The following is a 13,941-nucleotide window of genomic DNA, read 5'->3' as shown; positions in this document are numbered from 1 at the left end:
ATGAGCCGTCCGCCACCTGTGGCGGTTCAGGATCGGCCGTCAGCGCTTGGCTTTGGCGGGAGGCGCCTTCTTGGCCGCGCGCGCGGGATCGACCGGGACGACCGTTCCCGCGATGGTCCAGGAACAGATGCTGGTCCCGGTGACGCCGACGCAATCGTACTCGTTGCCGTTGAGCGCCGCGTGGTCGGTGATGGCATTCACCGTATCGCGGCCGAGGAGGTTGCAGCTCAGGTGATCGGCCTTGGGATCGGCCAGGGTCGCCGCCGCGATCTTCGCGTCGCCCCCCGATTGCCGAAGGAGAAGACGCAGATTGGCGAGCGACGGACAGCCGATCGCGGGCGCCGAGGCCGATGCGGAAACCGGGGGAGCGGGGGGCTTGGCCGGCTGCGCTTCGGCGCGCGGGCATCCTGCCGCGACGGCGAGGATCACGGCTGCCGGCAGGTGGCGACGATACCCGTTTCTCATGCCGCCCGCTTCGCTTTGGCATAGCGCTTCACGGCCCGCTCCCGCCGAAGCCGCGACAGGCGCTCGATCCAGAAGATGCCGTCGAGCTGGTCGATCTCGTGCTGGAGGCAGGCCGCCTCGAACCCCTCCGCCTCGATCTCGTGCCCGGTCCCGTCGAGGTCGTCGTAGCGCAGCCGCACCGTCACCGCCCGCTCCACGACGTCCGTGACGCCGGGCATGGAGACGCTGCCCTCTGTCTGGGGAGCGGTCTCGTCCGACGCGAAGGTGATCTGCGGATTGACGTAGATCGAAGCCGGCGTGCCCGGCTCCAGGCGCAGGGCCACCACCCGGGCGATCCAGCCCACATGCGGCCCGGCGAGACCGATGGCGGAGACGCGGGAGAGGGCCTCCACCAGCTCCCCAGCATCCCGCCGCAGGGCGTCGTCGAACACGGTGACCGGCTCGGCGGCCAAGCGCAGCCTTGGATCGGGATAGAGGATCAGCGACTGGACCGGCACGGGGCAGGGCACCTCACGGAATGGGCTGGGGCGTGGATACGCGATCGACCGGGCGGTGTCCAAACGCGACGCATGGTGGCGGGAGCGCCCGCCTTCCGCTTCCGCGCTCCATGCCGTAAGGCCGCGGGACACATCTCAGGACACCGATGCGCGCATGATCCGCCTCGAGAAAATCGGCAAGCAGAACGGACGGCAGATCGTCTTCATCGAGGCGTCGGCCGCGCTCCAGAAGGGCGAGAAGGTCGGCCTCGTGGGGCCGAACGGCGCCGGCAAGACCACCCTGTTCCGGATGATCACCGGCGAGGAGGAGCCCGACGAGGGCCAGGTCGCCACCGACCGGGGCATCACCATCGGTTATTTCAGCCAGGATGTCGGCGAGATGGCCGGCTGCTCCGTCGTCTCCGCCGTGATGGACGGGGCCGGCCCGGTGAGCGTGGTCGCCACAGAACTGAAGCAGATCGAGGCCGGCCTCGCCGATCCGGACCGGATGGACGAGATGGATGCCCTCGTCGAGCGCTACGGCGAGGTCCAGGCCCGGTTCGAGGAGCTCGACGGCTACGCCCTCGAGGGCCGGGCCTACGAGGTTCTGGCGGGCCTGAGCTTTTCCCAGGAGATGATGGACGGCGACGTCGGCAAGCTCTCGGGCGGCTGGAAGATGCGTGTGGCTTTGGCCCGCATCCTCCTGATGAACCCGGACGTGATGCTCCTCGACGAGCCCTCCAACCATCTCGATCTCGAAAGCCTGATCTGGCTGGAAGCCTTCCTCAAGAACTACGAGGGCGCCCTGCTGATGACCTCGCACGACCGCGAGTTCATGAACCGCATCGTCTCCAAGGTCATCGAGATCGACGGCGGCACCCTCACCACCTATTCGGGGGATTACGTCTTCTACGAGCAGCAGCGGGCGCTCAACGAGACGCACCAGCAGGCGCAGTTCGAGCGCCAGCAGGCGATGCTCGCCAAGGAGATCAAGTTCATCGAGCGGTTCAAGGCGCGGGCCTCCCACGCCGCGCAGGTGCAGAGCCGGGTGAAGAAGCTCGACAAGATCGAGCGGGTGGAGCCCCCCAAGCGCCGGCAATCGGTGGCGTTCGAGTTCCAGCCGGCGCCGCGCTCCGGCGACGACGTCGTCATCATCAAGAACGTGCACAAGCGCTACGGCAGCCGCACCATCTACGAGGGGCTCGACTTCTCCATCCGCCGCCGGGAGCGCTGGTGCGTGATGGGCATCAATGGCGCCGGCAAGTCGACCCTGCTCAAGCTCGTGACCGGCTCGACCCCGCCCGACGACGGCAGCATCGCGGTGGGGGGAAGCGTCAAGCTCGGCTACTTCGCCCAGCACGCCATGGACCTCCTCGACGGCGAGCTCACCGTATTCCAGGACCTGGAGCGCTCGTTCCCGCAGGCGGGGCAGGGGAGCTTGCGGGCGCTGGCCGGCTGCTTCGGCTTCTCGGGCGACGACGTGGAGAAGCGCTGCCGCGTGCTCTCGGGCGGCGAGAAGGCCCGGCTGGTCATGGCCAAGATGCTGTTCGACCCACCGAACTTCCTCGTCCTCGACGAGCCGACCAACCACCTCGACATGGGCACCAAGGAGATGCTCATCACCGCGCTCGCGAACTACGAGGGCACGATGCTGTTCGTGAGCCACGACCGGCACTTCCTCGCCGCCCTGTCGAACCGCGTCCTCGAACTCACCGCCGACGGCATCCATCAATATGGCGGCGGCTACACCGAATACGTCGCGCGCACCGGCCAGGAGGCACCGGGGCTGAGGAGCTGAGCGGCTGGTTTCCCCCTCTCCCCGCGGGCGGGGCGAGGGGATGCACGGCAACCAAAGCGCCTCGAACCCGATCACCCCAGGAGACCGACCATGGATGCCAAGCTTGCCGACATCGTCAGGGCGGCGGCCACGCAGGCCCGGCGCAAGGCCCGCGCGTTCGACGCATCGTCGTCGAAGGACGCACTGCCCTGGGCGGTGGTCGAGGCCTTCGATGCCGATGTGCGCGGACATGTGGAACGCGACCGCCGCATCGAAGAGGAGCGTGACCGGGTCCTCATCGCCGCGGTCAATCTCGCCGAGACGCCGCCCGAGGACGGCGAGGAGACGGTCGGGGCCGCGCGGGATGCCCTCATCGATGCGATCGACTACCTCGAACAGGCCGTCCTGCGCTTCGGAAGCGTCAACCGCCAGGGAGCCCGCCTCGGCTACGGCGAGACGGGACAGAGAGTGGCCGACGGACGGTGAGGGTTTCGCCCTCCGGGGGTGAACCCGGTCGGTCGACATGAGAACGGGCCGGGCTCCCGCGAGCCCGACCCGTTTGCAGGTCCGCGCGGTGGAGTCGGGTCAGGCGGCCCGCACCGTGGCGAGGAAGCGGTGCACTTCTCCGGTGAGATGTTCGGATTGCTGGGACAGTTCGCCAGCGGCGCCGAGCACCTGGCTCGCGGCGGCTCCGGTCTCTTCGGCAGCACTGGCCACGCCGGCGATGTTGCTCGTCACCTCGTTGGTACCGGCCGAGGCCTGCGAGACGTTGCGCACGATCTCCTGGGTCGCCGCGCTCTGCTGCTCGACCGCCGCCGCGATGGCAGTCGCCACGGCATTGATGTCGCGGATCCGCGTCGTGATCGAACCGATGGCCGAGACCGCTTGGCCGGTGGCGCCCTGGATGTAGCCGATCTGCTGGGAGATCTCCTCCGTGGCGCGGGCCGTCTGGTTGGCCAGTTCCTTCACCTCGGCGGCGACCACCGCGAAGCCCCGGCCCGCCTCGCCGGCGCGGGCGGCCTCGATGGTGGCGTTGAGGGCCAGCAGGTTGGTCTGGCTGGCGATGGTCGAGATCAGGCTCACCACGTCACCGATCCGGCTGACGGCGCCGCTGAGTTCCTGCACGAGCACCGCCGTGGTGTCGGCCTCGGAGACGGCGGATTGCGCGAGAGTGGCGGAGCTCGAAACCTGCCGACCGATCTCCTGCACCGATGTGCCGAGTTCCTCGGCGGCGGCGGCCACCGTGTTGACGTTGACGGCGGCTTCCTCGGCGGCGGCGGCGACGGTGGTGGATTGCGACGCGGTCTGCGTCGCCGTCACCGTCATGGCCTGCGCCGTGGCCTGAAGCTCGGTGGCCGAAGAGGAAACCATGCCGATGATGCCGCCGACGGCCGTCTCGAAATCCTCGGCCATCTTGCGCATGCCCGCCCGGCGCTGCTCCTCGGCGGAAGCCCGAGCGAGGACCGTGTCCTCTTCGAGCTGACGCGTGCGGATCAGGTTGGTCCGGAACACTTCCACCGCCTGGGCCATCTCGCCGATCTCGTCGCGGCGGCCCATGGAGGGCACGGCGGTCGTCTCGTCACCGCTGGCGATGTGACGCATGGCCTGGGTCATGCGCTCGATCGGGCGGGCCACGCCGAGGAACGAGAAGATCATGGCCGAGACCGCCATCACGAGGCAGACCGTGAGCATGATGGCCGAGATCCGGATCGCTTCGGCCTGCTGGCTGCGCGCCGCCTCTCCGGCGGCGTTGGCGGCCGCCACATTAATCTCCACCAGACGGGTGGCCGCGTCGGCGACCGCCCGATAATTCGCGTGGTTGCCTTCGCGGAAGAAGCTCAGCGCCTGGTCCCTGTCGGTCTCGCGCATGGAACGGAGCTTCCTCCAATCGGCCTTCAGAATCTCCATCCTGGCGGTGAGATCGTCGTAGGCGGCCTTCTCATCCGCTCCGGTGATCAGGGGCTTGTAGTCTTCAACCGATTTGTTGCGCTCCAGCATCAGCTCATTCGCGAGCTTGAGATCGGCCTGTTCGACCGTACTGTTGGGAGCGGTCAGGTAGCGCAGCTGTGTCGTGCGGACACGGAGCACCAGCCGGTTGATCTTGTCGGCCTGAGTCACCGACGGCACGGCATTGTCGACCAGCACGTCGATCTTCGTGCCGATGTCTTGGAGCTTGTATAGGGCCACCAAGCCCTGCGCGGCCGAAATCGAAACGACGATGCTGAACAGACCGATCAGCATGGTCTTGACCGACAAACGCATGACTTATACCCCCCCAAACGATACGGCAATATCAACCGGATAGAGAGTCTTATTTAATATTCCATGACTACTTGCGTGCAATATAATTCGTCTTGAAAGTGATTTATATTTATCTTCCCTGAACGGTCGCGTATTCCAAGACACCTAAATAAAAACTCGAATTCCCCTCGATAACTTGAATAACGACAAGCCATGCATTGTCACGCCAAACTCACGAAAACGTTACCGCGAAACTGTTTCAGTATCCATGAGCATCACGACTTGCCGCCAATCCCCGTGCAGCAGCGGTAGCGTGAGTCGTGCCTGATCTCCCCCGACCACGCGCACAGAGGTCTCGCGCGGAGGTTCGCGGCGTCAGGGCTCCAAGCGCGCCGGGCGAGATCGTTCAGGCGAGCCAGCCCGTCAGGACGTAGCAGCATGCCGCGATGAGGGCCGCGGCGGGCAGGGTCAGGACCCAGGCGACGACGATGTTGCCGGCGATGCCCCAACGCACCGCCGAGGTCCGGCGGGCCGCGCCCACGCCGACGATGGCGCCGGTGATGGTGTGCGTGGTCGAGACCGGGATACCGAGCCAGGTTGCCAGGAACAGGGTGATGGCGCCACCCGTCTCGGCGCAGAAGCCCTGCATCGGGTTGAGGCGGGTGATCTTCGAGCCCATCGTATGGACGATGCGCCAGCCGCCGAGAAGGGTTCCGAGCGCCATCGCCGATTGGCAGGCCAGGACCACCCAGAGCGGCACGTGGAAGCTGCTCCCCAGATGCCCCTGCGAGTAGAGCAGCACGGCGATGATCCCCATGGTCTTCTGGGCGTCGTTGCCGCCATGGCCGAGGGAATAGAGCGAGGCCGAGACGAATTGCAGGAGGCGGAAGCTCCGGTCGACCCCGAACGGCGTGGCGCGCCGGCAGGTCCAGGACACGATCAGCACAAGGAGGAGGGCGAGCAGGAATCCGACGAGCGGCGAGAGCACGATGGCGGCGATCGTCTTCGACAGGCCGGACCAGACCACGACGTCGAGCCCCGCCTTGGTGACGCCCGCCCCGACGAGGCCACCGACCAGGGCGTGCGAAGAACTCGACGGGATGCCGAGCACCCAGGTGGCGATGTTCCAGGCGATGGCGCCGACCAGCGCGCTCAGGATGACGCGCGGATCGACGATCCCGGCATCGACGATCCCGGTCCCCAGGGTCTGCGCCACGTGAAGGCCGAAGAACAGAAACGCGATGAAGTTGAAGAACGCCGCCCAGAGCACCGCGTATTGCGGGCGCAGCACCCGGGTCGAGACGATGGTGGCGATGGAATTGGCCGCGTCGTGCAGGCCGTTGAGGAAGTCGAAGAAGAGGGCGACGGCGATGAGGCCGGCCAGCGCCGGCAGCGCGAGGGAGGCGGCGTCCATGCCCGTCACACGTTCTCGATCACGATGCCGCTGATCTCGTTGGCGACGTCCTCGAACCGGTCGACCACATCCTCCAGGTGCCCGTAGATCTCGGCGCCGATGATGTAGGCCATGGTGTCGCCGTCGCCACCATCCTTGCGATGGGCGCGGTAGAGGGCCTTGAGGCCACGCTCCTGCAACTCGTCCGAGCGGCCCTCGACGCGGGTGATGCGCTCGGTGAGGGTGTTGATGCGTCCCGCATGGGTGCCGACGGCGTTGAGCAGGGGGATCGTCTCGGCCGTGAGACGCGCCGCCTCGAGCACGGTATCGCCCATCTCGCGCATGAGAGGCTCGAAGGAGCGGATCTCGTAGAGGGCGATGGTCTTCACGGTCTTGTTCATCTGGTCGATGGCGTCGTCCATCGACTGGATCAGGTCCTTGATGTCGCCGCGGTCGAAGGGGGTGATGAAGCTGCGCCGGACCGCGAGCAGGACCTCCGCGGTGATCGCATCGGCCTCATGCTCACGGTCGACGATCACCTGGCAGTAGTCCGGCACGCCGTCGCCGCCCTTCAGGACGCCCTGGAGCGCCTCCGCACCCGCGACGAGGGTCTGGGAATGGCGCTCGAACAGGTCGAAGAAGCGATCCTCCCGCGGCATCAAGGCCCGAAACCAGCCCATCATTCGGCGTGCCCCTTCCCGATGTGGCGGGCACTCTCCGTTCGGCACGGCAGGCTATGTCAGCCGTCGTGCCACCGTGGCCTTAAGAGTCCTGCCGGTCGGTAACGTCTTCGAGGCCGCTCCGGTGCCGGTCATTCGCTCCGACGCCGTCAATATTCCCATTCTGCGCCCACCCCCACGGCGGTGCGGCCGTCACTGCCGGCCTCGCCCTGGATCTTGATGCGGCGGGTCACGTCGTAATCCACGGTGGCGGCGGTATCCTGCGGCTTGGCGCCCGCCTTCACGCCGACACTGAGACGGTCGCTGAGGTAGCGCGAGGCCCCCAGGGCCGGCCCGCCGCTGGCGCCGGTGGAGACGTCGAGGCTGTCGAGGCCGAGGCCCTTGCGGGCCTGTTCGAACACGTCCGGGCCGCCGGCACCGCCGGAGAGCTGCGACACCGCCTGGGCGAGCTGCAACGCCTGGAACGGCGACAGCCCCCCGGCCGCCTTCTTGAACAGCAGCCGCGACAGCACCTCGTCCTGCGGCAGGGACGGGTCGGAGGTGAGGACGAAGTCGGGCTGGTTGGCCGGGCCGGTCACGGCGACGCGGGCGGTCACCTCGGCGGCCTTGGTCTCGGCCTGGAAGTCGAGATCGGGGATCGCGAGTTCACCGTTGAAGGCGAGGCGGCCGCGGGTGAAGTCGAGGCGCTGGCCGATGATGCTGAGACGGCCGCGGCGCATGGCGAAATCACCCACCGCCACCGGGTCACGGGAGGTGCCGGTGAGGCGCAGGTCGCCGCCGAGTTCCGCGTCGATGCCGCGCCCGCGCACGAAGATGCGGTTCGGCGCATGGACGGCCACGTCCAGCGTCGCGTCGAAGGGTGGAGGCGCCTTCCTGCGCTTGCCCAGAGCCGCGACCTTCGCCTTGCGGTCGGCTTTCGCATCGACGCGCGCCCGCACGTCCGCGGGCGTATTGACCCGGCGCACGCCGGGCAGGGGCTGCACCGTGGCGGGCAGGCGATCGGGGACGGTCACGTCGACGGAGACGAGGTCGACCCGCCCCGACACTTTCGGCGTCCGCGCCAGAGGACCGCTCAAGGCGAGGTTGAGACTCGCGGTGGCGGTGACGATGGGGCTGGAGACGAGCTCGGCCCGCTCGGCGGTGATCTTGAACGTGCCGGGGAACCCGCCATTCGGGTCCAGGGCCACGCGGCCGCTGGCCTGGAGGCCGCCGCCGTTCCGGGTCTGCGCGGTGAGGCGCTCCACCACGAGGGTATCGCCGCGCCCGGTGACGCGGCCCTCGATCTGCTTGAGGGCGATGCCCTGGAGCGGATCGGTGAAGCTGCCGCCGGAGAGGGTGGCGGCACCCTCGGCACGGGGCGCGTCGAGGGTGCCCGACACGCCCCCGTCGAGGGCGATCCGGCCGGCGACTCGCTGGCCGCCGACGCTGAGCAGGCTGTTGGCCATGGCCGCATCGAAGGTGCCGCGCAGTTTCAGGGCGATGGGTCCGCCCGCCGAGACGGGCAGGAAGCCGGCAAGCGTCAGCTCGGCCCCGCGACCGGCCGAGACCCGGCCCTCGATCCCGGCGCGGCCGTCGCTCAGGGTGCCGCTCGCCTTGGCGTCGATGGGCGGCAGGCCGGCCTTGCGCGTCTCCGGCGTCACGACCTTCGCCACCGACAGGGCATAGCGCCCTTCCGGCCGTGAGGCCGTGCCGCGGATATCGGCGTCCCCGTCGAGGGTGCCGGTGAGGGCGAGGCTCGGTGAGGCGATACGGGCAAGCGCCAGGGGCAGCGCCCGGATGCCGATTTTCAGGTCGAGATTCGATCCGGCCCGTCCGGCGAGGCTGACCCGCCCGGTGCCGGCGGCGATGACGAGACCGTCGATGAGGGCCGAGCCCTTGTCGAGGGTGATCGTGGCGGGACCGGCCAGGGCCAGGCGGTCCTTGCCGCGTGACGCGGAGAAGCGCGACAGCTCGATCCGCGTGGCCTCGGCCGGAACCAGCCGGGCGGCACCGTCGAGATCGAACCCACGCGCCTTGGCGGTGAGGGTGATGTCGCTGGCATTGGGCGACCCCACAGCCAGGAGGCGCACGGTGTCGATGGACTCGCCGGCGGCGATGACCCGGTCGGCATTGACTCGCCCGTCCACCACGGGATGGGCGAGGAGATCGCGGCCGGTGAGATCGGCGTCGAGCTGCGCGAGGCCTATCTCGCCCGAGCGCAGGGAGGCGCCCTTCGCCTTCACCGACGCGTCCTGGCGTCCTCCCTCGCGCGAGAGGGCGACGGTCGCGTCGAGGCTTCCGGCCAGCGGCGTGAGGGCGAGCGGCGACAGGTCGTCGAGATTGGCGGCCGAGAGCGTGACGCTGCCCTGAGTCAGGAGGGTCGCCGCATCGACGGCCGCCTTGCCGGCGAGGGTGGCCGAGCCGAGATTCACCGCGAGCCGGTCGAGGGACCAATCCGCACCCGTGCGGGCGAGATGCACGTCCCCGCGCAGGGTCTTGCCGCCGATCTCGCCGCCCAGCGCCATCGTTCCGTCGAGCGCCCCGGTGAGGTCTTTGAGCGTCGCGGCCACGCGCACGTCCCGGATCGGGCGGCCGAGCGCCCGTCCGTCCGCGGCGGTGAGGGTGGCGGTGAGGTCCGGCTTCTCCAGGGTTCCGGAGAGCCGACCGTCGAGGAGGGCGCGGCCGGCAAGGCGCGGATCGACGGCCGAGAGGGTCTTCACGTCCACCAGGAGCTTGGCGTCGGCGAGGCGTGCCGTGGCCTTGCCCTCCAGCCGAGCCACCATTTCGGCGCCGTCGAGCTTCACGCCGTCGAAACTGTAGCCGTCGAAGACCTGCGAGAGCCTGCCCGAGAAATGTGGCTCGCGGCCCAGGAGCCGGTCGAGGGCCGGCAGGCCGAGGACGAGTCCCTTTGTCGTCGCGTCCACATCGGCGGTCACTGCCTTGCGGGCGGGGTCCCCGCTCAAATTCGCCTTCACGGCGACGCTGCCGGCCAGAGTCCGGTCGGCGACATCGGAGAAGGCGGAGAGGTCGGCGAGCCCCGCCTTCAGCGTGCCGGTGAGCGTGTTCTGGCCGACGCGGCCGGCATAGGAGAGCGTGGCGGTGGGCGCGTCGAGATCGAACGCCGCCACATCGACCACGCCGTCGGGCTGGAGCGTGCCCCGGAAGGTGAAGGCACCGCGCGATCCGACCGCCCGGCGCAGGGCCGGGTCGGCGAGCTTCAACCCCTCCACATTGGCATCCGCACGGAGCGCGAAGCGGGTGGCGCTGGGATCGCCGCCCGTGGGTTCCATGGCGAGGCTGGCGGCGATCCGTTCGAGGACGTTGCCGTCCGCGCGCAGGCCCGCCGCCTTGAGGTCGCCATTCACCCGTGGCCGCGCGATCGGCCCCTTCACCGTCCCGTCGAAGACGAGGGTGTCGAGTTCGGCATTGGCCGCCTTGGTGACGCTGCCCTCGGTGGGGACGGCGCGGGCGGAGATCGTGAAGTCGGCGACCCGGTCGGGCGTGAGGCCGCCCGACGCGTCGAGGCGGGCGGTGCGGGAGGCGAGGGCGAGGCGGTCGATGCCGAACGCGCCGTTATCGGCAAAGCGCAGGGCGCCGTCGAGCTTGGTGGTGCCGGAGAAGATCGCCGCCGCCGGGCCGGGCAGGAGGCCCTCGATCCGCGAGGAGAGGTCGAGGGTGAGGGAGCGGTCGGCGCCGGCGCGGGCGATGCGGGCCGTGCCCTTGGCGCCGAGATCGGGGCCGGCATCGAAATCGAGCCGGGCGTTCCAGGCATCGAGGGTGCCGCGTCCGTCGAGATCGAGGTTGATCGGCGGCTCGCCGGGGAGATTGGCGAATTTGGAGAGGAGGCCACCGGCGGCCTCCACCAGGGTGGTCTTCACCTCGAGCTTCTCGCCCTTGGGCACGAAGAGCAGGCGGGCGACGAACTGCCCGGTGGCGTCGAGGCGGCGCACGGACAGGTCGAGGTCGAGCCCTTCGGACGGGGCGCCGAGCTTGGCCTTCCCCTCGGCGGACAGGCGCGCCGGCTGACCGGCGACGGTCTCGCCGAGGACGAGTTCGGCGAGCTTGAAGGCGGTGATCTCCACCTTCACGGGCAATTCGGGCAGCAGCGAGCCATCGGGTTCCGGCGTCGCCGAGACCGGGGCGGGGAGGGGACGGCGCAGCACTTCGAGGCGGCCGATCTCCAGGCTGTCCACCTGCAGGCGACCCGAGAGGAGGGCGAGGCGGCTCCAGACCAGGCGCGCCTTGTCGAGCTTCAGCCAGGCGCCGTTGCGGTCGCTGATCACCACGTCGCGGATCGTGGCGTTGGAAGACAGCGCCCCGTCCACGGCACCGATGGACACCTGGGAGCCCGGCGTGGACAAAGCCTTCGACAGGAGCCCGCCGAGCACGGTCTTCTCGCCGTCGTCGGCACGGGTGTGGGTGGCGGGAACGGCGATGCAGACGGTCAGGCCGATGACGGCCACGATGACGCGCGTTCTCCCTCGCCCCTTTGCGGGGGAGGGTGGCCCGCGAAGCGGGTCGGGAGAGGGGAGCGCCGCATTCGGAGAGGTCGTCCCCTCTCCCGCCTGCTCCGCAGACACCCTCCCCCGCAGAGGGGGGAGGGTCGATGCGCACCGACCGGAAACCCGTCCGAAAAATTCCATCAGAACGACTGCCCCAGGCTGATGTACAGGGCCACGGGACGCTCGCGGTTCCCCTTGATGCGGTCGAGGGGGAACGCCACGTCGACGCGGATCGGGCCGATGCCGGTATAGTAGCGGAGGCCGAGGCCCGCCGCGTAGCGGATGCGCTCCTCGAAATCCGGCAGGCTGCCCTCGAAGGCGGTGCCGGCGTCGAAGAACGGCACGATCCCGATCGTGTCGGTGATCTTGACCCGCGCCTCCACCGACGCTTCGAGGAGGCTGCGCCCGCCCACCGGCAGGTTGAACGGCCCGCGCGGGCCCAGCGTCCGGTAGGGGAAGCCGCGCACCGAGCCGCCGCCGCCGGCGAAGAAGCGGATATTGGCCGGGATGTCCTCGAGGCTCGCGCCCGAGATCGAACCGAAGCCGATGCGGCCGGCGAGGATGTAGCGGGCCTCGTCGTCGATGGCGTAGTAGGTCGAGCCCTGCGCCTTGGCGACGAAGATCGACGGGTCCGAGCCGAGGAACCCGGCATAGGGGGTCACCGAGGCGGTGGCCCGGAACCCCTGCGTCGGGTCGAGCAGGTTGTCGGTGGAATCGTAGGCCACCGACAGCGGCACGCCGACGAGGCGGTAATCGACCTTGCCGAGCGCGTCCTGCGAGCGGCCGGCCTGACCGTCGATGCCGATCTGCGCGTAGAACGTGTCGGAGAACCGGTGCCGGATGCCGATCGTGCCGCCGGCCGCGTCCGAGACGTAGGATTGCTGGGCCTCGCGGCCCGCAAAGACATTGGCCACGAGATCGTTGCGCGTGCCCCACAAAGCCGGCTTGACGAAGGTCGCGGAGATCCGGCCGCCCAACCCGTTCGAATCGATCCCGGCGGCCTTGCGCTGCGCAGCGTAGAGGTCGTTGCCGAGATAGTAGATGTCGGCGTCGAGCCGCAGGGTCTCGCCGCCGCCGAACAGGTTGCGGTTGGCGTAATAGGCACGGATGCCCGGGCCATCGACCGTGGAGAAGCGGGCCGCGACCCCGATCAGGTTGCGGTCGCGCTCGGTCACGTCGACGAAGATCGGCAGGTTGCCCTGCGCGTCGAGCGCCTCGCCCTCGCGCACCCGGACCGAGCCCAAGGCCTCGACCTTGGCGACGGACCGGCGGATGTCGGCCACGGCCTTGGGCGAATAGGGGTCGCCCGGCTCGCTGTAGATGAAGGAGCGCACCACCGCCGGGTCGATGCCGGTGGTGCCGCGCACGGCGACCTCGCCCAGCCCCGCTATGGGGCCGGGATCGATGGTGAAGCGGACGTCCATGACATGGGCGGCGTCATCCACCACCGGATCGCGCGAGACCGCCTTGGCGAAGGGATGGCCCAGGGCGCGGAAGCGATCGACGATCTTCGCCTCGCGGGCCAGCACGGTGGCCGAGCGGGCGGGGACGTCGTCGCCCACCCGGACGAAACGCTCGGGCAACACCTCGGACGGGAAATCGTTGCCGCGCGGATCGGAGGCCGCCACCGTGCGGAGCTTGTAGAGCGGACCGGCATCGACGACGATCTTCACGGGCACCAAGGCCCGGTTCCGGCCGCCCTCGGCGGCCCGCGCCGCAGCCGCCACCGAGGCCTCGCCCGACAATTCGACCTCGTCGATGCGGATGGCGACCTTGCCCTGGTAGTAACCGTAGCCGGAGAGCACGTCGGACAAGCGGCGAAGGTCCGCCTCCGCCCGCCGCACGATGCCCTCGCCATCGGGCGGCGCGTCCTGGCGCAGACGATAGAGCGTGGAGGTGTCCTGCAGGGCCTGCAGAACGTCGTCGTCCTCGAGCCCCTGGAATTTCACCGAATAGGGCAGCGTCTCGCGGCTCGGCGCCGGCGGCTCCTCCTCGGAGCCGAACAGGCCGAACAGGTCGAAGGCGACGGCCGGGGAGGAGGCGAGGGCGGCCATCGACACACCGCCGAGGACGGCCATGGCCACGCCCGCGCAGCCGTGTCTCAAACCCCTGCCTTTGGAATTCTGCATGCCCGACATCACGAAGCGCGACCCGCCCTCGTGATCCGCCACGGCGCAACCCCGACGGTTCGTCCGCCCACCTTCGATTCCGTCATCCCGCCCCCGCTTCGATGCCGGTCAACCTTCCGTGACGACCCCTCACCGGGTCGTTAAGGTCGTTCCTCGCCCCATGTCGCAGAGTGGCAAGCCTAGCCGTCGCCCCCGGCGAGGGCAACCACAGGCAGTGCCGCAGCCCGGCCCCGTCATGTCCGCGCCGCAGAACCCGTCCGTCATTCAGTCGGCTCGCTTTCGCGATGGAAATCGCAGGC

General features: G+C 69.3%; 9 protein-coding genes. 2 read left to right on the top strand and 7 right to left on the bottom strand.

The window, feature by feature from the left end:
* Positions 1-39 precede the first annotated feature (39 nt).
* Both ASF08_RS04805 and ASF08_RS04800 read right to left on the bottom strand, forming a co-directional pair.
* Positions 40-465 (bottom strand): hypothetical protein, encoded by a 426-nt coding sequence (locus ASF08_RS04805; protein WP_244474455.1) that lies wholly within the window; start codon positions 463-465, stop codon positions 40-42.
* On the bottom strand, positions 462-962 hold the full coding sequence (locus ASF08_RS04800) for a peptide deformylase (protein ID WP_056142085.1): 501 nt from the start codon (positions 960-962) through the stop codon (positions 462-464). The genes ASF08_RS04805 and ASF08_RS04800 overlap by 4 nt, the downstream gene beginning before the upstream one ends.
* Before the next feature lie 154 nt (positions 963-1,116).
* Here ASF08_RS04800 and ASF08_RS04795 point away from each other — a divergent pair, with 154 nt between their 5' ends.
* Together ASF08_RS04795 and ASF08_RS04790 are read left to right on the top strand one after the other, a co-directional pair.
* Entirely contained in the window at positions 1,117-2,739 is a 1,623-nt protein-coding gene (locus ASF08_RS04795) for an ABC-F family ATP-binding cassette domain-containing protein (RefSeq protein ID WP_018043869.1), read from the top strand.
* Positions 2,740-2,829: 90 nt separating this feature from the next.
* On the top strand, positions 2,830-3,204 hold the full coding sequence (locus ASF08_RS04790; protein WP_056142009.1) for a hypothetical protein: 375 nt from the start codon (positions 2,830-2,832) through the stop codon (positions 3,202-3,204).
* Positions 3,205-3,303: 99 nt separating this feature from the next.
* On the opposite strand, the gene ASF08_RS04785 is transcribed toward ASF08_RS04790, so the two are convergent.
* The 5 genes from ASF08_RS04785 to ASF08_RS04765 form a co-directional block, all read right to left on the bottom strand.
* Positions 3,304-4,980: a methyl-accepting chemotaxis protein gene (locus tag ASF08_RS04785; protein ID WP_056142008.1), complete on the bottom strand. Its 1,677-nt coding sequence runs from the start codon at positions 4,978-4,980 to the stop codon at positions 3,304-3,306.
* Between the two features lie 385 nt (positions 4,981-5,365).
* Positions 5,366-6,373, bottom strand: a complete 1,008-nt coding sequence (locus ASF08_RS04780; protein WP_056142004.1) for an inorganic phosphate transporter — start codon at positions 6,371-6,373, stop codon at positions 5,366-5,368.
* Positions 6,374-6,378: 5 nt separating this feature from the next.
* Positions 6,379-7,035 (bottom strand): DUF47 domain-containing protein, encoded by a 657-nt coding sequence (locus ASF08_RS04775; RefSeq protein ID WP_056142001.1) that lies wholly within the window; start codon positions 7,033-7,035, stop codon positions 6,379-6,381.
* Between the two features lie 146 nt (positions 7,036-7,181).
* Positions 7,182-11,477 carry a translocation/assembly module TamB domain-containing protein gene (locus ASF08_RS04770; RefSeq protein ID WP_443136800.1) on the bottom strand — a complete coding sequence of 1,432 codons (4,296 nt, stop codon included), beginning with the start codon at positions 11,475-11,477 and terminating at the stop codon, positions 7,182-7,184.
* 176 nt (positions 11,478-11,653) lie between these two features.
* A complete protein-coding gene (locus ASF08_RS04765) occupies positions 11,654-13,591 on the bottom strand; it encodes an autotransporter assembly complex protein TamA (protein ID WP_056142082.1) in 1,938 nt (645 codons plus the stop codon).
* Positions 13,592-13,941 lie beyond the last annotated feature (350 nt).

Source organism: Methylobacterium sp. Leaf85 (assembly GCF_001422125.1).
In the GTDB taxonomy this organism is placed as follows: domain Bacteria; phylum Pseudomonadota; class Alphaproteobacteria; order Rhizobiales; family Beijerinckiaceae; genus Methylobacterium; species Methylobacterium bullatum.
This window is presented reverse-complemented; position numbering and strand designations above follow the sequence as displayed.

Excerpts from the sequence above, each read along its gene's own strand:
- ASF08_RS04785 (WP_056142008.1), bottom strand. The coding sequence starts at position 4,980 with ATGCGTTTGTCGGTCAAGACCATGCTGATCGGTCTGTTCAGCATCGTC.
- ASF08_RS04765 (WP_056142082.1), bottom strand. The coding sequence starts at position 13,591 with ATGGCCGTCCTCGGCGGTGTGTCGATGGCCGCCCTCGCCTCCTCCCCG.
- ASF08_RS04795 (WP_018043869.1), top strand. The coding sequence starts at position 1,117 with ATGATCCGCCTCGAGAAAATCGGCAAGCAGAACGGACGGCAGATCGTC.
- ASF08_RS04780 (WP_056142004.1), bottom strand. The coding sequence starts at position 6,373 with ATGGACGCCGCCTCCCTCGCGCTGCCGGCGCTGGCCGGCCTCATCGCC.
- ASF08_RS04805 (WP_244474455.1), bottom strand. The coding sequence starts at position 465 with ATGAGAAACGGGTATCGTCGCCACCTGCCGGCAGCCGTGATCCTCGCC.
- ASF08_RS04790 (WP_056142009.1), top strand. The coding sequence starts at position 2,830 with ATGGATGCCAAGCTTGCCGACATCGTCAGGGCGGCGGCCACGCAGGCC.
- ASF08_RS04775 (WP_056142001.1), bottom strand. The coding sequence starts at position 7,035 with ATGATGGGCTGGTTTCGGGCCTTGATGCCGCGGGAGGATCGCTTCTTC.